Consider the following 25952-nt stretch of genomic DNA (forward strand, 5'->3'; position numbering starts at 1 on the left):
GGTCCAGGGGTCTTCCGGCGTGACGACCTTGCAGATCGCGCCAGTCTAGTCAGAAGGTGGTGATTCGGTAAACGAACCATCTCTGCCCGGGAGGGCCCTCCGGTGGGGAATTCCTCGAGGTCGCCGCGCAGATCAGCGCGATGCACCTCGAGGAATTCCCCACCGGATGCCGGAGTCGCCGAGCTCAGCGCTGCGGCGCCGGGTCCTCCTCGGGCTCGACGGCCTCGGAGCCCGCCGACCCGCCGTCGCCCTCGGAGCCGCCCGGGCCCTGATCTTCGCTCGCTGCCTCTGGCCCGTCGCTCGCTGCCTCGGCTGAGACCACCGGGATCGAGGAGGTCGCCAACGACGTCGCCGGGGAGTAGTTCTCCATGTCCCCGTGCCAGTCCTCGTCCTCCTCCGGGGTCCAGCCGTCCTCCCACGTCCCGGTGGTGAAGTCGTAGCCGATCGGGTCGCCGTTCTCGTCGGTGCGCTGGTACCACTCGGTGTACATGTCGTCCTCCGAATCCACCCCGGCGCCGGCGCCCAGCCCCGGCTCGGTGGGTGCCACCTGCAGGGTGAAGTCGTCGCCGTAGCGGTCCACGCCGTCGATCACCGCGTCCCGCAGCGCCTTCTCCGCGTACTTGGTGCGCAGGGCCCGCGGGTCGGTGCGCACGTCGCGCAGCCACGCGATCATGATCAGCAGCATGATCACGGCGAAGGGCACCGCCGTGACCGTCACCAGGGACTGCAGCCCCTGCAGGGCGGTGTCCCCGCCGGTGAGCAGCATGACGACGGCGACGCCGGTCATCACCAGTCCCCAGAAGACCACCACGGACTTCCGCGGGTTCAGGTCGCCGCGGGTGGAGAAGATGCCCATCACCACGGAGGCGGAGTCGGCGGAGGTGATGAAGAAGATCGCCAGCACCACCATGATGACCGCCGGCAGCCACTCCACATACGGCAGGTGGTCGATGATCGTGAACAGCACCTCGGCGGCGGGCATCTCGTCGTTGAAGCCCTCCAGGCCCTCCCGGTACATCCAGATGGAGGTTCCGCCCATGATCCCGTAGGCCACGAACAGCAGGGAGCTGGGGATCAGGATGACGCCCAGGATGAACTGGCGGATGGTGCGACCCCGGGAGATGCGGGCGATGAAGACCCCGACGAAGGGCGACCAGGAGATCCACCAGGCCCAGTAGAACACCGTCCAGGCGGACTGGAAGTCCATGGTCTCCTGACCCCAGGAGGCCGAGCGGCCCATCATCTCGAACAGGGAGCCGAAGTACTCCACGAAGGAGGACGGGACCAGGTTCAGCAGGAACAGCGTGGGCCCGAGGAAGAACACCAGCGAGATGATGCCGATGGTCAGCACGATGTTGATGTTGGACAGGTAGCGGATGCCTCGGGCGACGCCGGAGACCGCGGAGAGCACGAAGCCCACCGTCAGCAGCGCGATGATGATGATCAGCAGCGTATTGGTGACCTCGGCGCCGGAGACGATGGTCCAGCCCTGACCGATCTGCATGGCCGCGATGCCCAGCGAAGCGGCGGTGCCGAACAGGGTGGCGATGATCGCGAAGATGTCGATCAGCTTCCCGGCCAGACCCTCGGTCTGGCTCTGCCCGAAGAGGTTGCGGAAGATCGAGGACATCAGGGGCACGCGGCCCCGGCGGTAGGCGGCATAGGCGACGGCGCCGCCCACCAGGGCGTACATGGCCCAGGCGTGCACGCCCCAGTGGAAGTAGGTCTGCGCCATCGCGGCGTGCAGAGCCTCGGTGGTCTCCGCCGCGTGTGTCAGCGGGGCGGGGGAGTGGAAGTAGGTCAGCGGCTCCGAAGGGCCGAAGAACAGCACTCCGATGCCGATGCCCGCGGCGAAGAGCATGGCGGTCCAGGAGAAGGTGGAGAACTCGGGCTTCTCCCCGTCCTTGCCCAGCGGGATCCGCCCGTACTTGGAGAACGCCAGGCACAGCAGGAAGATCAGCACCACGATGGCGACCACGTTGAACAGCCAGCCCAGGTTCTCCATGGTCCAGCCGAACGTGTTCCCGGCGACCTCGGCCACGTGGGACGGGCTGCTCACGCCCCAGATCACGAAGGCCACGGTCAGCAGGCCGGCGATCAGGAACACCACCCGGTCCACCGAGTACCGGCGCCGCTGCTCGTCGATGCCGATGCCTGGCACCAGCGCCGGGTGGATGTTGTGCGGATACTCGCCCTGGGAGTACACGTTCAGCCGGTGCAGCGCGGCCCCGGCCCTCCGCGTCGCCGCTCCGGCGGCCGCGGCCGTCTTCTCGGCGGTCGCCTTGGGCGCCGGCGAGGAGCGGGTGTCGTCGTCGGGCTGGGATCCGCCGTCTCGGCGGGAGTGGGGTGGCTGAGAATCAGCCATGCTGATCACACCTTGTGTGGGTCGGGGTCGGTTGTCTCGTCAGGCAGAGCGCTGCATCTGGGGGCGGAGCATGGGCGTGGGGTGCTCAGCTCCTCGGCGTGCGGACGAAGGTCAGGTCGAAGATTCTCCGTCCGACCTTGAGCGCCTTGGTCTCGAAGTCAGTCTGGACGCGGCCCTCGAAGCGCGGCGCCCAGCCGCCGACGTCGTCGATCGCCTCCTCCAGGGGGAGCGGTTCGGGGGTCTTGCCCATGCTGCGGGCGTCGAGGTCCTCCAGGCGGACGGCGGTCAGCGGGGACTCCTCACCGGCGCGCTGACCCGCGTGGACGTTGGTGAACGCGGGGGAGGCGGAGATGGTGTCGCGCATCTGCACTGCGTAGCCGGACCAGTCGGTGGCCAGGCGCCACAGGCCGCCGTCGGGCAGCACGCGGGCGATCTTCTCCACGAAGGAGTCCTGGACGAGGCGGCGCTTGGTGTGCTTCTTCTTGTGCCACGGGTCCGGGAAGAACACCCACACCTCGGACACCGAGTCCTCGGGGATGAGCTTGTCCAGCACCTCGGTGGCGTCCACGTTGGCGACCCGCACATTGCGCAGGCCCTCGCGGCGCAGTCGGCTGACCAGCTGGGCGACCCCGGGGCGGTAGACCTCCACGGCCAGGAAGTTCTTCTCCGGGGCCTGGGCCGCGGCGTGGGCGACGGCCTCTCCTGATCCGGTGCCGATCTCCACGATGAGCTCTGCGTCACGGCCGAATTCGGCCTTCCAGTCGATGCGGAAGTCATCGGCGACGGCGGTGTCCCGCTCGCCGTGCGGGATGTCGAGCAGCTCCTGGCCCAGGGCGGCGTCCCAGGCGCGCTGGCGGCGCGGGGTCAGGCGGTTGCTGCGGCGCACGAAGGACAGCGGGTGGCGCATGTGGCTCCGAGCGACGGTCTGCTCAGGCTGCTGGCTCTCAGGGGACACGGTCTCTGGCTCTCTCTTTGGGTGCAGGTGCTGCCGCGGGCAGCAGGAGCGCTGGCACTCCCGGCGTTCCGCGGCATGACGACGACACGCCATCGTAACGGACCGGTCCCCGCCGACTCAGGGGTCAGCGGGCCGCGGTCCGTGGTCGAGGCAGTGGTCGCCACGAGGCGCCGACGCTGAGCATATCGCAAACTCTGACTGAAAGTCAGGGTGCTTGCGATTATGGGAGGGGGCTCAGTACGCTGAGCCGCATGTCTTCCACGACGACGGGCCGCCCGTCCGCCGACCGCATGCGACGTGCCATCCGCGCCAGCGGACGCTCACAGCGTCAGGTGGCCGCCGAGATGGGTATCGACGAGACCAAGCTCTCCAAGTCGCTCTCGGGCCAACGACGGTTCACCGACGACGAGCTCGTCGCCCTGGCCCGCGTGACCGGAGTGGCGGTCAGCGCTCTGGTGGGCTCAGCCCCCGGCGCGGACCCCGTCTCCGTGACCCCGCCTGACGCCGACCCCGCCGGTGCCTCACCTGCCACACCCGAGCAGGCGCGCCGTCGCCGGGAGATCGTCGAGGCGGCCTGGGGGCTCTTCGCGCAGACGGGATTCGAGGCGGTCCGCGTCAGTGACATCGCCGCCGCCGCGGGCGTCTCCAGCGCCACCGTGCACTACTACTTCCCGACCAAGCCCGACCTGTTCGCCATGGCGCTGAACCATTCCGTGAAGCTGGCCTATGACCGGCAGATCGCCCGGCTGACCGGCGTCGACGATCCGGTGGAGCGGCTGTGGAGGCTGCTGGACATGCAGTCCCCGCACGGTGAGGCCGGTCGGCTCGACTGGTCCATCTGGCTGCAGTCCTGGAACCGGGTGGCTCTCGACGGCGGCCAGGACGTGGAGTACGTGGAGATCTACCGGCGCTGGTTCGAGACTGTCCGCGCCGCAGTCGCCGCCGGTCAGCAGGCCGGAGTGTTCCACTCGGGCCCCAGTGAGGAGCTCACCGGAGAGCTCACCGCGCTGGTGGACGGGCTGGGGGTCCAGGTGCTCACGGGAGTGATCACCGAGGAGACCATGCGGCGCCGCGTCCGGGATCACCTGCGGCGTCGCATCCTGCGGCCGGAGGTCGATCTGCCGACCACCGATCTGGACAGGGAACGCCCGGTGCCGTCGTCGCAGGGCTCGCCGCCGGTCGGCGCCTGAGACTGTGACCCCCAGACCCCATCACGAGAGGAACCCCTCCCATGCCCCGTCCCGTCATCGTCACCTGTGCGCTCACCGGCGCCGGCGACACCGCCGGCCGCAGCGAGCACGTCCCGGTCACCCCGGAGGAGATCGCCGCCGATGCGATCGCCGCCGCCCGAGCCGGAGCCTCGATCGTCCACATCCACGTCCGGGACCCCGAGACCACGCAGGGCTCCCGCGAGGTGGCCCACTACCGTGAGGTGGTGCGGATCGTCCGGGAGTCCGACGTCGATCCCGTCCTCAACCTCACCGCCGGGATGGGTGGAGACCTGGTCATCGACCCGCAACGGCCCACCGCCCAGCTCGACGGCACCGACCTGGTCAACGCGGTGGACCGGCTCCCTCATGTGGAGGAGCTGCTGCCGGAGATCTGCACCATCGACTGCGGCTCGCTGAACTTCGGCGAGGGCAGCAGCCTCTACGTCTCCACCCCGGACATGCTCCGCGAGGGCGCCGCGACGATCCGTCAGCTCGGTGTGAAGCCGGAGATGGAGATCTTCGACACCGGCAACCTGTGGTTCGCCAACGTCCTGGTGGAGGAGGGGCTGATCGACCCGCCGCCCCTGTACCAGCTGTGCATGGGGATCCCCTATGGAGCCCCGGCCGACCCGGGCCTGCTGGCCGCGATGGTGAGCATGCTCCCCGAGGGTGCGGAGTTCACCTCCTTCGCGCTGGGCCGGAACCAGCTGCCCTGGGCGGCGCGTTCCGTGCTGGCCGGCGGCCACGTCCGCGTCGGGCTGGAGGACAACCTGTACCTGTCCAAGGGGGTCAAGGCCACCAACGCCCAGCTCACCGAGCGGGCAGTGGGGGTCGTGGAGTCCCTCGGTGAGCGGGTCGCCACTCCGGACGAGGCGCGCGAGATCCTGGACCTGACGGTCCAGGTCCCCTCCGCTGAGAAGGGGGCCTGAGCATGGGCGCGGCGCTGCGCAGCATCGACGACGTCGGCACCATCGCCTGTGTGGGAGCCGGCACCATCGGCGGCGGATGGGCCGCCTACTTCCTGGCCCGCGGCCATCGGGTGAGGATCTGGGACCCCGCCCCGGACGCGGAGGAGCGTCTGAGGCGGCTCATCGACGCGGCCTGGCCGGCGCTGGAGCAGCTGGACATGCTCGACGGCGCGGACCGGCGCGCGTGGAGCGTGCACACCGATCTGGCCGAGGCGGTCGACGGCGTCGGCTTCGTCCAGGAGTCCGCCCCGGAGGATCTGGCGCTGAAGCGTCGGCTGCTGGAGGACCTGGATGCCGTGACCGCACCGGACGTCGTCGTGGGCTCCTCCACCTCCGGCTTCGGCATGACGGAGATGGCCGCCGAGGTGGCCCGCCCGGAGCGTTTCGTGGTGGGCCACCCGTTCAATCCGCCCTATCTGATCCCCCTGGTGGAGGTGGTCGGCGGTGAGCGCACCGCGCCTGAGGTGGTGGACTGGGCCGCAGCGTTCTACACCGCGCTGGGCAAGTCGGTGATCCGGATGGAGCGTGAGGTGCCGGGGTTCATCGCCAATCGGCTGCAGGAGGCCCTGTGGCGGGAGGCCCTGCACATGGTGGACAACGGCGAGGCCACCGTCGAGCAGATCGACCGGTCCATCAGGGACGGCCCGGGGCTGCGCTGGCCGATGCACGGGCCCATGCTGACCTTCCATCTCGCCGGAGGGGAGGGCGGCATGGCGCATATGCTCGACCACTTCGGCCCCTCGTTGAAGTCCCCGTGGACACGGCTGGAGGCACCCGAGCTGACGGAGCAGCTGCGCGCCGGCGTGGTGGCCGGATGCGACGCGGCCAGCGACGGCCGCAGTGTGGCCGAGCTGATGGCCGAGCGCGACGCCGGCATCATCGCGATCCGTCGGCTGCTGGGTGACGCTCAGCCGCTGGGTGACGCTCAGCCGCTGGGTGATGCAGGGCAGGGGGCATCATGACGAGCGCCGCGCTGCCGGTCTATGAGACCCAGGTGGCCGCCGAGTGGATCGACTACAACGGGCATATGTCCGAGGCCTTCTACGTGCTGGTCTTCGGGTACGCCACCGACCAGGCGATGGAGCACCTCGGCATGGGGCCCGTCTACCGGGAGGCGAGCGGCTGCTCGCTCTACACCGTGGAGGCCCATGTGCGGTACCTGCGCGAGGTCGGCTTGGGGGCGCCCCTGACGGTGCGCACCCGGGTGGTCGGGGAGGGCCCCAAGAAGCTCCACCTGGCCCATGAGATGCACTCCGGCGCAGAGCTGGTGGCCACCGAAGAGATCCTCGGACTCCACGTGGACCAGGCCGCCGGTGGCACCGTGGGCTTCCCCGAGGACGTGTCCGCCGCCATCCGGGTCCACGCCGAGGAGCCCCCGGGGTGGTGCGGCCGCCGGGTGGGCTGAGGCGGCGCATGCGAGCGGCTGAGGGCGATCCTCGCCCTCAGTCCAGGATCTCGGCAGCGCCGGTGAGGAACTCCTGCAGCAGCGGCCCGTTGGTGGAGGAGCCGTACTCGCCCTCGTCCACGAAGATCGCCACCGCCAGGTCACCCTGGAAGGCGACGACCCAGGTGTGGGCGTACATGTCGTCTCCGGCCCCGGCCTGAGCGGTGCCGGTCTTGGCGTAGACGTGCTCCCCGGGCACGTCGATCAGTCCGTCCAGCGTGCCGAACTCGACCGTGCCGTGCATCAGCTCCCGCAGGTCCTCGGCCTCCTCCTCGGTCAGCCCGGATTCGGCGTCCGAAGCGCCCTCGTCGTTCTCTTCGCCGGCCTCCTCGGAGTCCGCCGGCTTCACCAGGTGCGGGTGGACCGTCTCGCCGGCGGCCACTGAGGCGGCCACGGTGGCCATCCCCAGGGAGGAGGCCTCCACGACCCCCTGGCCGAAGAGGTTGGCCGCATGCAGGTTCAGCTCCGAGTCGTCCGGTACGGTGCCGAAGCTGCTGGCCAGGCCGATGTGCTGCGACTCGTCGTCCAGGCCGAGGTCATAGGCGGCCTGCTGCAGCTCGGCGGAGGTGACCTCGTCCCAGGCGTTGACGAACAGTGTGTTGCAGGAGGTCGCCACGGCCTCGGTGAACTCCACCGAGCCGGTGTATTCGGTGGGGAACCCGACGTAGTTGCGGAACACCTGACCGTGCACTCGGGCGGAGGCTGGGCACTGCACGGTGGAGTCGGGGGAGAGGCCGTCACGCAGCATCGCCAGTGAGGAGACCACCTTGAAGCTGGAGCCGGGCGCATAGGTGGACTGCGTGGAGGTGGAGACCCAGGAGTCCTCCGGGTCGTGGCTGGCCGCGGCGAGGATGCCGCCGTCGGAGGGGCGCAGGGCGACCATCGAGGCGGTCACGTCCTCGTCCACGCCGTCGACGATGTCCTGGGCCAGGTTCTGCAGGCGCGGGACGAGCGTGGTGTCCAGGTCCTCACCGTCCACCGGGTCGGTGGAGAAGAGGGTCTCGCCGTCCCTGTGGATCCGCATGCCCGGGGACCCGCGGAGCGTGTCCTCGAAGGCGGCCTGCAGCCCGGAGGTGCCGATCGTGTCGCCGGCGCTGAGGCTGGGGTCCTCCTCCAGGTGCTCGGCGGTGACCGGCCCCACCCGACCCAGCAGCAGGGGTGCGAAGTCCCGTGACTCGGCCAGCGGCAGCTGATCGTCCACGATGGTCACGCCGGGGATGCCCTCGAGGTCCGCGGCGGTGACCTCGTCGGAGTCCCGCCGGTGGACGATCGCCTCCACGAAGGCCTGGTCCCCGTAGGCCACCACCCGGTCAGCGTAGCTCTCGGCGTCGATGCCGAGCACCTCGGCCAGCTCCTCGGCGGCCTCCCGCTGGGTGTCCTCATCGGCGGCGTCGTTTCCTTCGGCGAGCTGGGACTTGTCGATGCCGATGCGCACCACGTCCCGGTTGTAGACCATGGCTCGGCCGTCGTCGTCCATGATGCGGCCCCGTTCGGCGGGCACGGTGGAGATCCCGATGCCCTCCTGGCCGGTGAAGTCGGGCAGCACCACCTCGGGGTCGGGCTCCAGGCGCCACTGGTCCGCTTCAGCGCTGTAGGTCAGCTCGGCCTGGGTGTCGTAGCTCCAGGTCTGGTCCTCCACCCCGATCTCGTCCAGATCCCACGAATGGTGCAGCTCCACGACGGCGGTGGCCGGTCGGGGAGAGTCCTCCTCAGGCTCGTCGACGGTGATCTCCCCGACGCTGACCTCGGGGCTCAGCTCACCGAAGGGTTCATGGAGGGTGGCCACCGCGTCGGTGAGCTCCTGCGCTCCGGCGTCGGTGCGCACGGCCACCTCGGAGAAGTCTCCGCTCTTCAGGGCGGCGGCCAGGGCCTCGGCCTGGGATTCGGGGCCGGTGGTCTCGTCTCCGCAGCCGGTGAGCAGCGCCAGCGAACCGGCGGCCACCACGCTCAGACTGAGGAGGCGTCGGGGGTGCGAGGTCAGGGACATGGACCCAGTATGCCCGCAGGCGGTGACACGGCGGTGGCATATGTCCTGCTCGGGGCGGCGTCCCTCCCGAACGACGGCGCCGCAGACGTCCGGCATCCACCGCGGCACGGCTCACCGCACCCGGAGCCGCACCCGTACGGCCGTCGCCGCGCAGGCCACCACAGCGGCGCCGCCGATGACGGTGGCGGGCGTGATCCTCTCGCCGAGCAGCAGCGCCGCCCAGGCCAGCGTCATCACCGGCTGGGTGAGCTGGATCTGGCTGACCTGCGCCATCGGGCCGAGCGCCAGCCCCCGGTACCAGGCGAAGAAGCCCAGGAACATGCTCACCGCCGCGAGGTAGCCGAAGCTCGCCCACTGAATCAGGGAGGCTTGAGGGGCCTGGCCGCCGAGGCTGAGCAGGGTGAGCAGCGCCGTCGCCGGCAGGGTGAGCACGAGCGCCCAGGAGATCGTCTGCCAGGAACCCAGCTCGCGGGCCAGCAGCCCGCCCTCCGCGTAGCCGAAGGCCGCCGTGACCACGGCGCCGAAGAGCAGCACGTCCGAGAAGTGCAGCGGCCCCAGCCCGCCGTGGGTCAGGGCGAAGACGACGGCGGCCGCCGCGCCCGCCGTCGTGGCGAGCCAGAACAGCGGGCCCGGTCGCTCGCCGGTGCGCAGCACGACGACCACGGCGGTGGCCGCTGGCAGCACGGCGATGACGATCGCGCCGTGGTTCGCCGTCGTCGCCGTCAGGGCCATCGAGGTCAGCACGGGGAAGCCCAGCACGACGCCGAGGCCTACCACGCCCAGGCGCCACCACTGTCGACCCCTCGGCGCCCGCGGGCGGGCGAGCAGCAGGGCCAGCGCCGCCAGGAGGCCCGCGACGACGGCGCGTCCGGCGCCGACGAACAGCGGGTCCAGCGCGCCCGCCCCGGCGCCGGTCTCTCCGCCGGTCTCCGTGACGGCGATACGGGTGAACGGGACGGTCAGGGAGAAGGCGGCGACGCCGAGCAGCCCCCACCCGAGACCCGCTCGCCGGGTCAGTAGCGGAGCGGCAGGACGGGCGATAGCGGTATCATGTTGACTCATGACTGATAGTAGCAGTCGAGTGGAACAGCATCTGCGCCGATGGATCGAACAGGCCCCGGTGGGAGCGCGCCTGCCCAGCAGCCGTCGGCTGGTCTCCGAGCTGCAGGTCAGCCCCGTCACCGTGCAGACCGCGGTGCGGCGGCTGGTCGGCCTCGGACTCGTGGAGAGCCGTCCCGGGGTGGGCACCTTCGTCCGTCCCCGACGGCCAGCGGCGAGCCGCGACCATCGGTGGCAGACCGCAGCCCTGAGCCTGAGCGACCCCGTGGCCGCCGCCGCACCGGCCACGCTGCGGTCAGCCTCACCCGAGGCGATCCCCCTGCACGTCGGGTATCCCGAGCCCGGGCTGCTGCCGCGTCGGCTGCTGCAGTCGGCCTGGTCCCGGGCGGGTCGCACCGACTCGTCGCTGCAGCGGCCGCCGGCCGCCGGACTCCCGGAGCTCCAAGCCTGGTTCGCCCAAGAACTGATGGCAGCTGAGGCCGGGGGAGCCGGCATCTCGGCGCGTGATGTGCTCATCGTTCCAGGGAGCCAGAGCGGGCTGGTCGCCGTGTTCCGGGCCCTCATCGGTCGGGATCAGCCGTTGGTGATGGAGTCACCCACCTACTGGGGCGCCATCCTCGCCGCCCGGCACATCGGCGCGCGCATCATCCCCGTGCCCACCGGGCCGCACGGCCCCGACCCCGAGCAGGTGCGCCAGGCGCTCATCCGCTCCGGGGCCCGGACCTTCTACGCCCAGCCGACCTTCGCCAACCCCACCGGAGCTCAGTGGAGCCCCGCCAGGGGGCGCGAGATCCTCGACGTCGTCCGGGATCAGGGTGCGTTCCTCATCGAGGACGACTACGCCCACGACTTCGGGATCGACGGCGCCGTCGCGCCGTTGGCCGCCCAGGATCCGGACGGCCACGTGGTCCATCTGCGCTCGCTGACCAAGAGCCTCTCACCCTCGGTGCGCGTGGCCGCCGTCGTCGCCCACGGCCCGGCGCGCGAGCGGATTCTGCGCGCCTGCCAGGCGGAGTCCCTGTACGTCAGTGCGGTGCTCCAGTCGGTGGCGCTGGATGTGGTCACCCAGCCGGGATGGAGCACCCACCGGCGCGGGCTGCGGGAGGAGCTGGGCCGCCGTCGGGACCTGCTGGTGCGCGCGGTCCACCAGCACATGCCGGACGCACAGCTGGAGTACATCCCGCGCGGCGGCCTGCACCTGTGGCTGCACCTGCCTGACCTGCCGGATGTGGGAGCCTTCGTGCGCCGCTGTGAGGAGAAGGGCGTGGTCGTCGCCGGCGGGGACGAATGGTTCCCCGCCGAGGCCCCTGCCGGCCATGTGCGGATCAGCTACTGCGGGCCCCGCACGGAGGAGTTCGACGAGGCCGGCCGGCTCATGGGGGAGGCGCTGCGGGAGTGCCTCGAGGATCAGCGCTGACCTCAGGGCTGACCTCAGGGCTCGCGCCCGAGGCCTGCCAGGATCCGCTCGGCCATCCGGCGTGCGCGCCGCAGGCGGTCCGGGCCGCCGTCGAGGCCCGCTCTGCTCATGGCCCCTTCCAGGAGGAAGGAGAGCTGTTCGGCGGTCTCCTGCGCGAGGGGGCGAGGGGCGAGGCGCTCGAGATGTGCGGCGAGGACCTCCTCCACCTCCTCCTTGTGGCGGCGTACGGCCTCCCGCCCGCGTGCCCCGGCAGGCAGCTCCGCTGCGGCGTTGAGGAGTCCGCATCCACGGAACGCGTGGACGTAGGCCGCCTCCGCATGGTCCAGGTAGGCGTCGAAGACGGCGAGCACGCCGTCCTCCGGACTTACGGCGCCCTGGGCGCGGTGCCGGTACAGCGCCATCCACTCCTGGTGCCGACACTCGAGGTACGCCAGCACGAGCTCCTCCTTGGAGGAGAAGTTGTTGTACAGGCTCATCTTGGCCACGCCCGCTTCCGCGATGACCTTGTCGATGCCGGTCGCCGCGATTCCCTCGGCGTAGAACAGCCCGGCGGCGGCCTCCAGGAGGCGGGCCCGGGCGGAGCCCCGTCGCGCTGCGGATGGCTCGGCGCCGGTCATGACCCGCCGCCGTCGAACGCGGCCTCGACGGCATCGGCGAACTCCTGCATGGAGCGGAACTCGGCGTCATAGCTCCATGGTTCGGCAGGCTCCGGGGTCGCGCCCCAGCCGGGCTGCGCGTGACGGCGGTTGATCCACACCGAGTCCAGCGCGTGCCGACGGGCCGGCACGTGGTCGTGGAACAGGCTCTGGGCCACGTGGAGCACGTCTGAGCGGGGAGTGCCTCGTTCCGCCAACCAGGACTCCAGGGCCTCGAAATGCGGGGCGGCCGGCTTATAGGCGCCCACGTCCTCGGCGGTGATGACGGTGGTGAAGTCCGCGCGCAGGTGCGTGTTGCTCCCGGTGAAGCCGGCCCGGTGGACGTTGGAGAGGATGACCAGGTCGTACCGGCGGCCCAGGGCGGCGAGCGCCTCGGCAGAGTCAGGGAAGGCGGGCCACTGCGGCACGGACGCGCCGAGTCGTCGCGCCCACTGCTCGCTGACGGTGACGCCGAGGTCCTCGCCGGTGCGGCGGAACGCCTCGGCGAGGACCTCCGGGTAGAGCCAGGTGGGATGCTCGCGCATCACGGCCGCCTCCTGGGCCGAGTAGGCCTGCAGGAGATCCTCGGGGCTCATCTCGCGGGTGTGTTCGCGCGCCCAGCCGGTCAGCACGGCGGAGAGGCCCGCCTCCCAGTCGATCAGCGTGCCGTAGCAGTCGAACGTGAGGACGGAGTAGTCGGTCAGGTCCTTCATCGGGCCTCCTCAGCCGGTAGTAGGTAGATCTGTCTACCTCGTTTCGTCACGAGTGTACCCCGCGGCGGGCTGGGTCCGGCCTGCCGGAGCCTCGAGGAGGAGGGACGGAGGGTAGTCGACTAGGGGAGCCGGCGGGCGCCCTGGCCATCGGCTCCCAGGATGTCGTCGGGATTGGAATACGGGCACGACTTCAAGGAGAGGCATCCGCAGCCGATGCAGAGGGAGAAGCGGTCGCGCAGAGCGGTGAGGTGCTCGATCCGCTCATTGAGGTCGTCCCTCCATTCACGAGAGATCCGTGCCCAGTCTCTGGCCGTGGGAAGACCCTCCTCAGGGAGTCGGTCCAGCGCGCCCTTGATGCGGTCGAGGCTGATTCCCACGCGTTGGGATGCGCGGATGAAGGCCAGGACCCGCAGCGTGTCGCGTCGGTACTCACGCCGGTTGCCGGAGGTGCGTCGGCTGCGGATCAGGCCCATCGACTCGTAGTAATGGAGCGTCGACACCGCGACTCCGGCACGCTCGGCGATCTGGCCCGGCTTCAGCCAGACGACGTCTTCTGGGACCTGAGGCACGTTCCGCCCTCCTCATCGGCTCGCTTGACATCAAGTGGACTTGACGTAGTCGACTGTACTGCACGTGATCCCGGCGAAGGAGGAGACGATGATCGACCTCGATGTGTGGGCGGACGTGCGGTGTCCGTGGTGCTGGATCGGACTGCGTCGACTGCGCCGTGCCGCCTCCGTCCTCGGCGAACCGTTGCATGTGCGGCGGCGAAGCTTCCTGCTGGAACCGGACGGCCCGGTCAGCCCGGGCCAGACGACGGCGACCGTCGCGACGAGCGAGTGGGGGCTGTCGTCCGCGCAGTGGGAGTCCACGAGCCGGCGCCTTCGCACCGAAGGACGCCGCGAAGGCCTGGACCTCGCCGTCGACGGTGCGCTGATGTTCGATTCGCGTCCGGTCCACCGTCTCCTCAAGCTCGCCGCGGTCACAGACCACATCGATGCTGAGGCGGCGTGGGACGCGACCTTCGCCGCGCATTTCATCCGCAACGAGCGGCTCGGTGACGTCGGTGTCCTGCGCGCTATGGCCGCTGGGTGGGGGCTCAGGGCCGAAGAGATCGACGGCGCGCTGGCGGGTGGAGCGTTTTCAGAGGAGGTCGCTCACGACCTCAGAGAGGCCCAGAGGCTGTCGGTGGAGTCGGTGCCGACGGTGGTGGCGCCAGACGGGCGTCGGGTCTCCGGTGCCGCGCCGGTCGAAGACCTGGTGCGTTTCATGGCAGCGGCGGGGGCGGTCCGATGAGCGGGACGATGCGCGCCGCCGCGATCGACGAGTTCGGCCCGGCCGAGGTCCTGCGAGTGCGCGAGATGCCGCGTCCCTCACCGTCGTCGGACGGTATGCTGGTGCGGGTCCTCGCCGCCGGCGTACAGCTCACGGATGCTGCGATCCGGGCAGGGTGGAGACCTCCGGGAGCAGAGATCGAGTTTCCGCAGATCCTCGGCAACGAGTTCGCCGGCGTCGTCGAAGAGGTCGGCTCCGAGGTGGAGGGTGTCCGCGCCGGTGATGAGGTGGCCGGGTTCGCCCTGCTGAACTGCTACGCCGAATACGTCGCCGTGCCCGCCTCGCAGATCGTGGCCAAACCCGCCGGAGTCCCCTGGCATGTCGCGGGAGCGTTGTCAGCCTCGGGGCAGACGGCCCACACGGCGTTCGAGGACCTCAGGATCGGAGCCGATGACGTCGTGCTGGTCTGCGGCGCTGCCGGTGGGGTCGGCACCATCTTCACGCAGCTGGCCGTCCGCGCAGGGGCCACGGTGATCGGGACAGCCAGCCAGGTGAACCACGCCTACCTGCGATCTTTGGGCGCCGTCCCGATCACCTACGGGCCGGGCCAGGCCGAGCGCATCCGCGCCCTGAGCGGCCGGGTGGACGTGGTCTTCGACGCCGCGGGCCACGAGAACCTCCGCACGGCTGTCGACCTGGTGGCCGATCGTGATCGCATCGCCACGATCGTGGACATGGCCCTGGCCCTCGAGCTCGGATGCCGGATCGTGCGCAGTCGTCGTGACGCGGCGCGACTGGCCGATCTCATGCGACGTGTCACCGCGGGTGAGCTCGAGGTCCATGTGCGCCGGACCTATGGGCTCGACGAGGTGGCCGCAGCGCACCGAGATGTCGAGACGGGCCACGGTCGTGGCAAGGTCGTCCTCGAGATCGGGCAGGCACGGTGACGGACCGCGCCTCGATGCGTCAGCGCCGACTGTGGACGACACAGACCTGGCCGTTCATCGCCAGCGTGCTGGCTCTGATGACCTTCATCGCCTTCGAATCCTTCGCCGTCACCACCATCCTGCCTGTGGCGGTCGCAGACCTCGGAGACATCGGCTGGTACTCCTTCGCCTACGCGGCGACGATCACGACCGCACTGGTCGGCATGATCGTCGGAGGCAACTGGGCCGACCGGGCGGGGCCGCGCACACCGCTGATGGTCGGTGGAACGATCTTCCTGCTCGGTGTGATGCTGAACGTCCTGGCCTGGGACGTCCCGATCTTCATCATCGGGCGACTTCTGCAGGGGCTCGGAGGAGGGACCGACTCGGTGATCCTCTACGTCCTCATCGCCAGGCACATCCCGGAGGCCGTCCGCCCCCAGATGTTCGGGCTCCTGACCAGCGCATGGCTGGTCCCCTCCCTGGCCGGGCCGGTCGTCGCCGGTGCCATGGCCGAGCTCATGGACTGGAGAGCGGTGTTCGGCGTCGTCCTCCTCGGGGCGGCCGTCTCCCTGTTCTGCCTGCTGCACGCCACGCGTCCATCCCGGGAAGCCGCGACCTCACGCTGGGCATCCTCGCGACGATCTCTGTCAGCGGGGATCGTCGGACGCAACGGGGTGCTCGCGGTCCTCGCGGCCGGACTGCTGGCGGTCCTGTATCTCAGCGGACAGAGCGACGGCCCTGGCACGGCCGTCATCGTCGGAGGGGTGTCTCTGGCGCTCCTCCTCACCGCCCGCAGCCTTCTGCCGAAGGGGACCTTCACCTTGCGAGGTGCGCCGCAGCGCCTCATCGCCCTGCGGGCCGTCCTCGGCGCGACGGCCACAGCCACTGACCTCTATCTGACCCTCTACCTGCAGGCCGTCCGTGGGTATCCGCCCACGACCGCTGGTCTGGTCATCGCCGCCGCCGCCGGAGGGTGGGCGCTGGGCGCATGGATCCAAGGACGTCGTCCGAGCACGCCGACGTCCCATCGCCGACTCGTCCTGATCGCCACGATGCTGGTCGGCACAGGGCCTGCCACGGTGCTCGTCCACATCGTCACGGACATACCGCTGTGGAGCGTCGTCATCGCCTCCGTGGCGATGGGAACCGGCATGGGGACGGCGTACCCACGCCTGTCCAGCGCAGCTCTCGCCCTCGCTGACCCCGGCGAACAGGGCACTGTCAGCTCCGCACTGCAGACTGGGGAAAGCATGGGTATCGGCGTCGTGACGGCGCTCATCGCTGCCGTCCTCGTCAGCGGCGGATCCTTTCCCGCCGTCTATGTGATGCTGATCGGCCTGGCCTCTGCGGCAACCGTCATCGCGTCACTGGGCATCGGACGTCCTGCGGACACCTCGTGACACGCGATGGCAGCGCGTTCGGCAGCGGCCACGCGCACCAGACTCAAACCGCCAGCCGGTAGCCGCGCTTGACCACTGTGGACACCACTGAGGAGACCGGCAGAGCCTTGCGCAGCCGGGAGACCCACATCTCCAGGGCGTGCTCGGAGTCGCAGTGCCCCAGCACCGCCAACAGATGCTCCCGGGACAGCACCGCGCCCTCGGCCTTGACCAGGGCGCGCATGAGCGCCAGCGGCCCCGGCGCCAGGCGCACGGGCTGATCGGTCACCTCCGGAAACCGCACCTCCGCGCCGCGCAGCTCCACCGGTCCGTGCCGGGTGTCCAGCCGCAGGGTCTGGTGCTCCTCCAGGTGGTCGCAGACCAGGCGGATCATCGCGCCCAGCCGCCACCGGGACGGGATGATCGGCCGGACCCCGGCCTCGTGCAGCGGGGCCGCGGTGACGTCCCCCACTGCCGCGGAGACGACGTCGGAGCGGAACGCCTCCAGCAGCGCGGCCGCCCGGCCGTATTGGTGGGCGACCTCCAGGAACGCGTCGACGGCGGGCGCGGCGGTGAACGTGACGATGTCCAGCTGACGCTCGATCACGGCGTCGATCATCCGCAGCAGCGCCGAGTCCTCGGCGGGCTTGGCCCACATGTAGGGCATCACAGTGATGACCCGGGCTCCGGCGGCCTCGATGCGGGCGATCTGCTCGTGATCGGTGCGTCCGTGCAGCTGGAACGCCACGGTGGTGCCGGTCAGGTCCTTCTGCAGCAGCATGTCCACCACGGTGGCGGTGCGCTCGTCATCGGCGGCGCCGTCGTCATCCAGCCCGGCGGCGCGGACTGCACCACGAGCCTTGGGCCCGCGCACCAGGACGCTGGAGCCCTCCAGGGCCTCATGCAGCGCGGTGCCCAGCCCGTAGGCGTCGGCGGCCTCCGCCCAGCGGCGCATCCCGTAGGCGGTGGTGATGATCGTATGGTCCGGGCGGGCTTCGACCACCAGGCGGGTGTCCCGCTGCAGGGTCACCGACTCGGTCATCGGGGCGATGCGCAGCGCCGGGGCATGCATGACCTCCGCGCCGCGGCGCTCGAAGGCCGAGATCAGGTCCTCGCTCCGGCGGTCCGAGGTCACCCCGATGCGGAACCCGGCCAGCGACTGCGGAAGCGCCGCCGACGCCGGCGGAACGGGGGAGGAGGCGCCGCCGGCGGAGCCGGAGCGCATGGTCGGCCCGGCGGAGGGCCCGGCAGAGGGTCCAGCGGGGAATCCGGTGGTGCTCAGCGACGGGCTCACAGCACGGCCCCCGCCAGGGCGCGGATCCGCTGGACGCCCGCGCTCGCCGTCGCCTCACCGGCAGGCAGGCTGTGGGCGGCCTCTCCCGTCATCGGCTCGACGGCGGCCAGCCGCACCACCTCGCCGATCACCAGGACCGCCGGGTGGCTGATCCGGGCTTGGGCAGCCACGCCCAGGATCTCGCCCAGCGGGGCGATGGACACGCGCTGGTCGGTGCCGAAGCCGTGTTCCACGACTGCCACCGGGACGTCGTCGCCCAGACCGTGACGGCGCAGCCCGGTGACCGTGTGGCCCAGGGTGCCCACGCCCATGAGGATCACGGTGGTGCCGCCGAGCCCGACGAGCCCGGCCAGCTCCTCCTCGCTGAGCGGGTCGTGCCCGGAGATCACGGTGAACGCCTTCGAGACGCCGCGCGCGGTCACCGGGATCCCGGCGGCGGCCGGGACCGCGATGGCCGAGGAGATCCCCGGCACTACGGTGACCGGCACCTCGGCCTCCCGGCAGGCGGCGACCTCCTCGCAGCCGCGGCCGAACACGAACGGGTCTCCGCCCTTGAGCCGCACCACGGCCTTCCCTGACTGTGCTGCCTCGATCATCATCTGGTGGATGGTCTCCTGCGGGACCCGGTGATGTCCAGGCCGCTTCCCGACGTCGACCAGCTCAGCCCCCGGCGCCCAGTCGGGCAGGCCGTCGGTGGGGGCGAGACGGTCGTAGAAGACGACGTCGGCGGCGGCCAGCGCGTCCCGGGCGCGGACGGTCATCAGATCCGCCGCACCCGGCCCTCCGCCGACCAGGGTCACATGCCCGATCATGACCGCACCCCCACCGGCTGAGCAGCGGCCGCGGCGGGTTCGCCGCCGTCCTGACGCACGGGGATGCGGGGACCGGAGAGCAGCACGGGCCCCTCGCCGGCGGCGGCCGCCTCGACCTCCTCCGCGGTGGCCGGGCGTCGCTGGTCCCGCTCCACCACGTAGGCCAGCCCCGTGTCCGGGGCGTCGGGGGCGTTGACGAAGCTGCGGAACCGCCGCAGCTTCTCCGGGTCCCGCAGGGTGGCGGCCCATTCGTCCTCGTAGCGGCCCACGTGGGTGGCCATGGCGGCCTCCAGGTCCTCGGCGATGCCCAGGGTGTCCTTCACGACGACGTCGTGGACGTGGTCCACCCCGCCGGGCAGCTCCTCCATCCAGCGGGCGGTGCGCTGCAGCCGGTCAGCGGTGCGCACGTAGTAGATGATGTAGCGGTCGATGTAGCGCAGCAGGGTCTCGTCGTCGAGGTCCTTGGCCAGCAGCTCGGCGTGGGCGGGCGTGGCGCCGCCGTTGCCGCCCACGTAGAGGTTCCATCCCTCCGAGGTGGCGATGACGCCGACGTCCTTGCCGCGGGCCTCCGCGCACTCGCGGGCGCAGCCGGAGACGCCGAACTTGAGCTTATGCGGGGAGCGCAGCCCTCGGTACCGCATCTCCAGCTCGATGGCCATCGCCACCGAGTCCTGGACGCCGTAGCGACACCAGGTGGAGCCCACACAGGACTTCACATTGCGCAGCGCCTTCCCGTAGGCCTGCCCGGACTCGAAGCCGGCCTCCACCAGGCGCTTCCAGATCAGCGGCAGCTGCTCGAGACGGGCGCCGAACATGTCGATCCGCTGGGCGCCGGTGATCTTGGTGTAGAGGTCGAACTCCTGGGCGACCTCCGCGATCACGGCGAGCTTCTCCGGGGTGATCTCCCCGGCCGGGACCCGCGGCACCACCGAATAGGTGCCGTCCTTCTGCATGTTCGCCAGGGCACGGTCGTTGGTGTCCTGAAGGGTGCCGCGGCCGCCGTCGAGGATGTACTCGTCATGCTGCGCCGCCAGCACCGAGGCGATGACCGGCTTGCAGATGTCGCAGCCGAAGTTGACGCTGGCGTCCGCGGGGGTCCCGAAGCGCTCGATGATCTCGGCGAAGGAGGTGAGCCCGGTGGCCTGCACCGCCTCGAAGAGCCCGGCGCGGGAGAGGCCGAAGTGCTCGCACAGGGCGGTGGAGACCTCCATCCCCTGGGCGACCATCTCCTTCTCCATGATCTTCTTGGCCATCGGCAGACACGAGCCGCACTGGGTGCCCACCTTCGTGCACGACTTCAGTGCGCCGATGTCCGCACACGGCGGGGCGACGCCGTCGCCGACCACGGCCTTGCGGATGGTGCCCGCGCAGATGTCCTTGCAGGAGCACACCTGGGCGTCGTCGGGCAGGTCCAGGTCGGCGACCTCGCCGCCGGCTGCCGAGAGGAAGGCGCCCGGCTCGGCCGGCAGCTCGCGGCCCAGCAGCGGGCGCAGCGAGGAGTAGGGGGAGGCGTCGCCGACGAAGATGCCGCCCAGCAGCGTCTTGGCGTCCTCGGAGACCACCAGCTTCTGGTAGACGCCGCCGGCCGGGTCCGCGTAGACGACCTCCAGGGCGCCGTCGGTCTCGGCGAAGCCATCCCCGAAGGAGGCCACGTCCATGCCGGCGAGCTTGAGCTTCGCCGCAGTGTCGAAGCCGTCGAACTCGGCCGCCCCGCCGGCCAGCCGGTCCGCGACGACCTCGGCCATCGCGTTGGCCGGAGCCACCAGGCCCATGCAGATGTCCTCGAAGCAGGCGACCTCACCGATGGCCCACACATGCGGCGCCGAGGTCGCGCAGGTGGCGTCGATGACGGCCCCGCCGCGGGACCCGATGTCCAGACCGGCCTCACGGGCGAGCTCGTCGCGGGCGGTGATGCCGATCGCCGCGACGATCAGATCCGCCTCCACCGTGTCCATGGCGGGGAAGGTCAGGGCGTAGCGAGGCTGTGGAGCGGCGGACCGGCCGGCTCCCGCGGCGGCGGCGTCGCGGATCTCCAGGCCGGCGGGGCGCTCGCCGCAGTGGAGGTCGTAGCCCTCCTTCTCCAGCAGGCGGTTCAGGGTGCGGCCGCCGAACTCGTCCAGCTGGGCGTTCATCAGCCACGGCTTGGAGTGCACCACCGTGACCTGTGCGCCCAGCCCCTTCAGCCCGCCGGCGGCCTCGAGCCCGAGCAGGCCGCCGCCGATGACGGCGCACTGCGGAGTGCGGCCGAGCTCGACGGCGAGGTCCGCCACCCGCTGACGCAGCCAGTCGACGTCGTCGAGGGTGCGGTAGACCGCGATCTCCTCGGCGCCTGCCAGCCGGGGCCGCGGGGCGGAGGAGCCGGTGGCCAGGACGAGCTCGTCGTAGCCTTGGGTCTCGCCGTCGGCGGTGGTGATCCGCTGGGCGGCGACGTCCAGCGCGGTGACGGACCGTCCGGTGTGCAGGGTGACGGTGGGATGTTCCCAGAGGGCGGGCTCGCCGAGGAGGAGGTCGTCGTCGATCTCGAAGCGCTTGGACAGGGCGACGCGGTCGTAGGGCGGCAGCATCTCTTCGGTGAAGACGCTGATCCGGGTGCCGGGCAGCTCGCGGGAGACGAGGGCCTCGGTCAGCCGGTGGGCCGCGGGGCCGCCGCCGACGACGACGATGTGCCGCGTCTCGGCGTCGCTCGGAGTCGGGGTCGCTGTGCTGGGTGCAGACATGATCCTCACCTTGCCGGTCGAGAAGAGCGTGTCAGAGGCACCGTGACGGTGCCCTGTGCTCGGGGTTGGATCCAGCGTAGGGAGAGGCGATTTCCCTGCCGTATCGCCTTTGTAAAGCCAATATGACGAGGCGTTCAGCGTGGTGATCCGGGGTGCTGAAGGACGTTTCACCGGGGGGAAACACGCGCGCACGATGGGGGAAATCCCGCACGCCTAGCGTGGATGTATGACCACAGCACTGCATCTCACCGAAGAGCCCGACCTGACGCTCGCCGACGCCGCGGCGTCGACCGACGGGCGCCACGCGGTCTGCCGGCTGGAGGACCTCGAGCCCTTCTGGGGCGAGGCGGCCCTGGTCGAGGGCGTGCAGATCGCCCTGATCCGTGTTCCCGGAGACCGCGTGTTCGCCGTCTCCCAGTGGGACCCCTTCGCGAAGGCCCATGTGATGGCTCGCGGGATCGTGGGCACCAAGGGCGGACGGCCCACTCTGGCCTCGCCGATCCACAAGCAGGTCTATGACCTCGAGTCGGGTCAGTGCCTCAGCGAGGACGGGCTCGCGCTGCGGGTCTTCGCGGTGGACGTCGATGCCGAGGGCAGGGTCCACGTCAGCCTGTGACAGGGGCGGGCCGGGGTGCTCCGGTCCGCCTCTCTGGTCTGGTCCTCATGTCGAGGAGTCAGTTCCCCGTGCATCTCACCCCACCTGACGCGTGTCAGGCGGGGTGAGGGGTGCCGGGAAATGACTCCTCGACGCTCGTGTGCCCGCTCAGGGGCCCCGGATGGAGGGGCCTCAGACCACGGCGGGCTCGGCCGCGGCCAGCATCCTCTCGATGTTCCGGTGGCAGGTGCCGCAGCCGGTGCCGGCCCGGCAGGCCGCCCCGACCTCCTCCACGGTGTCACAGCAGGATGCCGCCTCCTCCACCTGCCGGGCGGTCGCCCCGGAGCAGCGGCACAGGACGTCGTCGGGCCCGAGCTCGGCCTCTTTGGTGGCGTGCTCGGCGGCGAGCAGGGCGGTGCGGTCGGCCACGGGCAGGGTGCCGCGGGTGCAGTGCAACGCCAGCTCCGCCGCGGAGCGCGGCATCCCCACCGAGACGAACCCCAGCAGACGATCGCCCTCGGTGACGATGCGCAGATACTGTCCGGCCTTGGGGTCGGACCAGGTGGACACCGTCGGCGATTCGGGGTCCCAGGGATCCACGGCGGTCTCCCCAGCACAGGCCACGGACAGGGTCTTCGACTTCACCAGGATCACATCCAGAGTCTGCGGGGCGGGGCCGATCACCGACGACACCGATGACGCTGATGACACCGATGCCGTCGACGCCGTCAGATCGACGGGACGCCCGGCGGCGTCGTGCTCGGTGGGCGCGCTGAGTCCCAGGTCGGCACGCAGAGTGCCGGCGGCCGCTTCGGCCTGCGCCCAGCCGAGGCCGATGAGCCCGCTGGGATCGCGCCCTTCGACGGCGGCGCAGTCACCCACCGCGAAGACGTGTGGGTCCCCGGTGCTGCGGCACTGCCGGTCCACCACCACGCCCCAGGCGGTGGGCAGTCCGGCATCGGCGGCCAGGCCGTCGCGCGGGCGCACCCCGGTGCAGGTGATCAGCAGTGAGGTGTCGATCTTCTCACCCAGCGAGGTGCGCACGGCGGAGAGCCGGCCGTCGTCGGCGACCACCGTGTTGACGTCGCAGGCGGAGCGGACGTCCACGCCGGCGTCCACCAGCTGACGGCGCAGCAGCATCCCGGAGTCGGTGTCGATCTGTCGGCCCATCGGCACGGTGCCGCGGTGCAGCAGCGTCACCTCACCGCCCACCTCGGCGATCGCCAGGGCGGCCTCCACTCCGAGCACGCCGCCGCCGAGCACCACGGCCCGCTCACGGCGGGAGACGATCTCGCGGATGCGTCGGGCGTCATCGAGGTCTCGCAGCGCCATCACCCCCTCCGGGTACCGGCGGGGCTCCTCAGACTCCGCCCCCGGCGCGCGAGATCTGCGCCCCGCCGAGCGGCCGTTGGCCTTCATGGTCAGCTCGGCGTCGATGTGGCCGTCGCGGCGCATCTCCAGTGTCATCCGCGGGACGGTCGGCTCCGCGCCCGTGGCGAGGACCAGCTTGTCGTAGTGCAGGATGCCGCCGTCGTCGAGGGTGATGATCCGGGAGGCGGCATGCAGGGCGGTGGCGGTGACCCCGCAGCGGACCTCGATTCCCGTTTCGCTCAGTTCGGCCTCGTCGGTCAGGGCCAGGTCCTCCGGTTCGCTGCGCCCCACGCTGACGTCGCCGATCCTGATCCGCTGGTACGCCGGGACGCACTCGGAGCCCACCACGGTCACGCGCAGGTGACCGGCGGCGACGTCGTCACGCAGCTGCTCGAGCAGGCGGGCGGCCACGGGGCCGAAGCCCAGCACCACCACGTGGGGTGCCTGCTCGGCGGCGGAGCTGCCGGTGGGAGTGTCACCGGCGGGGGAGGCGTCGGCAGCGGAGCGGGGGGCGGTCGACGGGGACGTCACAGGCGGGTCTCCTTCGAAGGGGCGGTCACAGCAGGCTCAGCGTCATGGGTCACCCCGGCCGGCGCCGTGCGAGACGCCCCGGCCGGGCGCAGCGTCACGGGCGTGTTCTTGAACTCGGCCATCCGACTCTGCGGGTCGGTCAGCGCCTGGGTGAGCCGGTTCGCCGTCCCGGCGCCGGCGTAGTGGAAGGGGGCGAAGATCGTGTCGGTGCGGATGCCGGCGTCGCAGACCACGCGTGCGGTCATCTCGCCCTGGGCGTTGGCGATGACGGCCTGGTCGCCGTCGTCGAGGCCGTGCTCCAGGGCGGTTGCCGGATGCACGGCCACGGTCGCCTCCGGGTGGGTGTCCAGCAGGGCGGGTACGCGGCGGGTCTGCGTGCCGGACTGATAGTGCTCCATGTGCCGGCCGGTGGTCAGGGTGAGCTGCCCGGGGGCCGGGGCGGAGATCTTCCCGGGGGTGATGGCGGCCAGCCGCGCCTTCCCGTCGGGGTGGGCGAAGCGCTCCAGGAACATCCGGGTGGTGCCGATGATCGGCTCCCCGGTGAGGGAGGCCTCACCGCTGAGCGTCGCCGAGGGGACCGGCCAGTACGGGGCATGGCCGGCGTCGATGAGGTCCCAGTCGAGCCCCGAGTAGTCGGCGGCGGCGCCGGCGGTGGCCTGGCGGATCTCGGCGAAGACCTCTGCCGGGTCCACGGGGAAGCCGCTGGGGCGGCCCAGTCGGCGAGCGAGCTCGTGCCAGATCCACAGCTCCGAGCGCGGCCCGGAGTCCGGGCCAGCGGACGACGGCGGCTCCACGAGCTTCCGACGGCGCAGCACCCGGCCCTCCAGGTTGGTCATGGTGCCGTCCTCCTCGGCCCACTGCAGCACCGGAAGCACGACGTCGGCCTCCTCGGCGGTCTCGGAGAGGAAGAAGTCGGCGACCACCAGCAGGTCCAGGGCGCGCAGGTTCTCCACCACCCGGCCGGCGTCGGGCGCGGAGATCGCCACATTGGAGCCGTGGACGAGCAGGCCCTTCACGCCGCCGTCGCGCCCCATGGTGTGCAGCAGCTGGGCGGCGGGCTGGCCGGGGCCGGGGAGGGATTCCTCGTCCACGCCCCAGATGCGGGCCATGTGCGCGCGGTCGGCCGGATCGGTGATGGAGCGGATGCCGGGCAGCTGGTCGGTCTTCTGGCCCATCTCCCGACCGCCCTGCCCGTTGCCCTGCCCGGTGAGCGTGCCGTAGCCGCCGGCGCGGCTGCCGGGCAGCCCCAGCAGCAGGGCCAGGCTGATCGCCGCCCGGGCTGTGTCGGTGCCGTCCTTGTGCTGCTCCACCCCGCGCCCGGTGAGGATGTAGACGGGGTCGCCCCCGGCGCGTGCGGCGCGGGCGGCGTGGCCGAGCCGGCGAGCCACCAGACGGATCTGATCGGCTCCGACGCCGGTGGCCGCCTGGGCGCGCTCGGGCCACCAGTGGGCCACGGAGCGTCGGAACGCGTCCAGCCCGGTGACCCGCCGGCTGAGGTAGTCCTCGGCGGCGAACCCCTCCTCCAGGACCACCTGCGCCACGGAGAGCAGCAGGATCAGGTCCCCGCCCGGTGCCGGGGCGATGTGCAGGCCGCCGCCGTCGGCCGTGAGCTCCGCGGTGGCGCTGCGCCGCGGGTCCACCACGATCAGCCCTCCGGAGGTCTGAGCTCCCTCCAGGTGCTGCACGAACGGCGGCATCGTGTCGGCCACATTGGACCCCAGCAGCAGCACGGTGCAGGCGGCGTCGAGGTCCGTCAGCGGGAACGGCAGCCCGCGGTCCAGCCCGAACGCCAGGGTGGAGGCCTTCGAGGCCGAGGACATGCAGAACCGGCCGTTGTAGTCGATCTGCGCGGTGCCCAGGGCCACCCGCGCGAACTTCCCCAGTGCGTAGGTCTTCTCATTGGTGAGGCCTCCCGAGCCGAAGACGCCGACGCCGTCGGGCCCGTGCTCGTCCTGGATGCGGCGGATCTCGGTGACCACGTGCGTCAGGGCGGCCTCCCAGGTGGTGGGGTGCAGCTCGCCGTCGTCTCCACGCAGCAACGGTGCGGTGAGCCGGTCGTGGCGGCGGGTCAGCAGCTCGGCGGCGGTGTTGCCCTTGCGGCACAGCCTGCCCTGATTGGTGGGGAAGGAGGCGCCGTCGACGCTGAAGCTGTCCGGTGCTCCGGGCCGCTCGACCACCGTGAGGTCCATGGCGCACTGCAGAGCACAGTACGGACAGTGGGTCTGCACTGTGCGCGTCGAACCTGTGCGCGTCGAACCTGTGCGGGTGCGCGCCGTGGGGGTCATCGGGGAATGC

The 25952-nt window shown here is 71.1% G+C and carries 21 protein-coding genes; 9 read left to right on the forward strand and 12 right to left on the reverse strand.

Features of this window, described 5'->3' with window-relative positions; all coding sequences use genetic code 11:
* Positions 1–184 precede the first annotated feature (184 nt).
* Positions 185–2365, reverse strand: coding sequence for a BCCT family transporter (locus tag ABD658_RS11320; RefSeq protein ID WP_344681414.1), 2181 nt, complete (start codon positions 2363–2365; stop codon positions 185–187).
* Positions 2366–2450: 85 nt separating this feature from the next.
* A complete protein-coding gene (gene trmB, locus ABD658_RS11325; RefSeq protein WP_425574510.1) occupies positions 2451–3272 on the reverse strand; it encodes a tRNA (guanosine(46)-N7)-methyltransferase TrmB in 822 nt (273 codons plus the stop codon).
* Positions 3273–3571: 299 nt separating this feature from the next.
* Between trmB and ABD658_RS11330 the strand changes: the two genes are divergently transcribed.
* The 4 genes from ABD658_RS11330 to ABD658_RS11345 are packed head-to-tail and all read left to right on the forward strand — an operon-like array spanning position 3572 to position 6904.
* A complete protein-coding gene (locus ABD658_RS11330) occupies positions 3572–4510 on the forward strand; it encodes a TetR/AcrR family transcriptional regulator (RefSeq protein WP_344681410.1) in 939 nt (312 codons plus the stop codon).
* A gap of 41 nt (positions 4511–4551) precedes the next feature.
* Entirely contained in the window at positions 4552–5460 is a 909-nt protein-coding gene (locus ABD658_RS11335) for a beta-keto acid cleavage family enzyme (RefSeq protein ID WP_344681408.1), read from the forward strand.
* A gap of 2 nt (positions 5461–5462) precedes the next feature.
* Positions 5463–6461: a 3-hydroxyacyl-CoA dehydrogenase NAD-binding domain-containing protein gene (locus tag ABD658_RS11340; RefSeq protein WP_344681406.1), complete on the forward strand. Its 999-nt coding sequence runs from the start codon at positions 5463–5465 to the stop codon at positions 6459–6461.
* Positions 6458–6904, forward strand: a complete 447-nt coding sequence (locus tag ABD658_RS11345) for a thioesterase family protein (protein ID WP_344681404.1) — start codon at positions 6458–6460, stop codon at positions 6902–6904. The genes ABD658_RS11340 and ABD658_RS11345 overlap by 4 nt, the downstream gene beginning before the upstream one ends.
* Before the next feature lie 37 nt (positions 6905–6941).
* Here the strand turns inward: ABD658_RS11345 and ABD658_RS11350 are convergent, their stop codons facing one another.
* Complete coding sequence (locus tag ABD658_RS11350; protein ID WP_344681402.1) at positions 6942–8930, reverse strand: penicillin-binding transpeptidase domain-containing protein; 1989 nt, start codon at positions 8928–8930, stop codon at positions 6942–6944.
* Between the two features lie 111 nt (positions 8931–9041).
* Positions 9042–9992, reverse strand: coding sequence for a DMT family transporter (locus ABD658_RS11355; RefSeq protein WP_344681400.1), 951 nt, complete (start codon positions 9990–9992; stop codon positions 9042–9044).
* On the opposite strand from ABD658_RS11355, the gene ABD658_RS11360 reads away from it, so the two are divergent.
* Positions 9991–11406: an aminotransferase-like domain-containing protein gene (locus ABD658_RS11360; RefSeq protein ID WP_344681398.1), complete on the forward strand. Its 1416-nt coding sequence runs from the start codon at positions 9991–9993 to the stop codon at positions 11404–11406. The genes ABD658_RS11355 and ABD658_RS11360 overlap by 2 nt on opposite strands.
* Positions 11407–11420: 14 nt before the next feature.
* Here ABD658_RS11360 and ABD658_RS11365 read toward each other — a convergent pair whose 3' ends face one another.
* The 3 genes from ABD658_RS11365 to soxR all read right to left on the reverse strand — a co-directional run bounded on the left by ABD658_RS11365 (position 11421) and on the right by soxR (position 13323).
* A complete protein-coding gene (locus ABD658_RS11365; protein ID WP_344681396.1) occupies positions 11421–12023 on the reverse strand; it encodes a TetR/AcrR family transcriptional regulator in 603 nt (200 codons plus the stop codon).
* Positions 12020–12754, reverse strand: coding sequence for an HAD-IA family hydrolase (locus ABD658_RS11370; protein ID WP_344681394.1), 735 nt, complete (start codon positions 12752–12754; stop codon positions 12020–12022). The genes ABD658_RS11365 and ABD658_RS11370 overlap by 4 nt, the downstream gene beginning before the upstream one ends.
* A gap of 119 nt (positions 12755–12873) precedes the next feature.
* Complete coding sequence (gene soxR, locus ABD658_RS11375) at positions 12874–13323, reverse strand: redox-sensitive transcriptional activator SoxR (RefSeq protein ID WP_344681392.1); 450 nt, start codon at positions 13321–13323, stop codon at positions 12874–12876.
* 88 nt (positions 13324–13411) lie between these two features.
* On the opposite strand from soxR, the gene ABD658_RS11380 reads away from it, so the two are divergent.
* From ABD658_RS11380 to ABD658_RS11390, 3 genes are read left to right on the forward strand one after another with little or no spacing between them, the layout of a single operon-like run.
* Entirely contained in the window at positions 13412–14050 is a 639-nt protein-coding gene (locus ABD658_RS11380; protein WP_344681390.1) for a DsbA family oxidoreductase, read from the forward strand.
* Positions 14047–14976, forward strand: coding sequence for an NADP-dependent oxidoreductase (locus ABD658_RS11385; protein ID WP_344681388.1), 930 nt, complete (start codon positions 14047–14049; stop codon positions 14974–14976). The genes ABD658_RS11380 and ABD658_RS11385 overlap by 4 nt, the downstream gene beginning before the upstream one ends.
* Before the next feature lie 14 nt (positions 14977–14990).
* A complete protein-coding gene (locus ABD658_RS11390) occupies positions 14991–16358 on the forward strand; it encodes an MFS transporter (RefSeq protein WP_344681386.1) in 1368 nt (455 codons plus the stop codon).
* Between the two features lie 43 nt (positions 16359–16401).
* Here the strand turns inward: ABD658_RS11390 and ABD658_RS11395 are convergent, their stop codons facing one another.
* The 3 genes from ABD658_RS11395 to nirB form a co-directional block, all read right to left on the reverse strand.
* Positions 16402–17562 (reverse strand): uroporphyrinogen-III synthase, encoded by a 1161-nt coding sequence (locus ABD658_RS11395; RefSeq protein WP_425574511.1) that lies wholly within the window; start codon positions 17560–17562, stop codon positions 16402–16404.
* Positions 17563–17627: 65 nt separating this feature from the next.
* On the reverse strand, positions 17628–18443 hold the full coding sequence (gene cobA, locus ABD658_RS11400) for a uroporphyrinogen-III C-methyltransferase (protein WP_344681382.1): 816 nt from the start codon (positions 18441–18443) through the stop codon (positions 17628–17630).
* Positions 18440–21160 carry a nitrite reductase large subunit NirB gene (nirB, locus tag ABD658_RS11405; protein WP_344681380.1) on the reverse strand — a complete coding sequence of 907 codons (2721 nt, stop codon included), beginning with the start codon at positions 21158–21160 and terminating at the stop codon, positions 18440–18442. The genes cobA and nirB overlap by 4 nt, the downstream gene beginning before the upstream one ends.
* A gap of 226 nt (positions 21161–21386) precedes the next feature.
* Here nirB and nirD point away from each other — a divergent pair, with 226 nt between their 5' ends.
* On the forward strand, positions 21387–21776 hold the full coding sequence (nirD, locus tag ABD658_RS11410) for a nitrite reductase small subunit NirD (protein ID WP_070158806.1): 390 nt from the start codon (positions 21387–21389) through the stop codon (positions 21774–21776).
* Positions 21777–21947: 171 nt separating this feature from the next.
* On the opposite strand, the gene ABD658_RS11415 is transcribed toward nirD, so the two are convergent.
* Positions 21948–23657 (reverse strand): FAD-dependent oxidoreductase, encoded by a 1710-nt coding sequence (locus tag ABD658_RS11415; protein WP_344681378.1) that lies wholly within the window; start codon positions 23655–23657, stop codon positions 21948–21950.
* Complete coding sequence (locus tag ABD658_RS11420; protein ID WP_344681376.1) at positions 23654–25942, reverse strand: molybdopterin oxidoreductase family protein; 2289 nt, start codon at positions 25940–25942, stop codon at positions 23654–23656. Before ABD658_RS11420 ends, ABD658_RS11415 begins: the two co-directional genes overlap by 4 nt.
* Between the last annotated feature and the right edge of the window lie 10 nt (positions 25943–25952).

This window comes from Nesterenkonia aethiopica (assembly GCF_039534665.1).
Classification (GTDB): domain Bacteria; phylum Actinomycetota; class Actinomycetes; order Actinomycetales; family Micrococcaceae; genus Nesterenkonia; species Nesterenkonia aethiopica.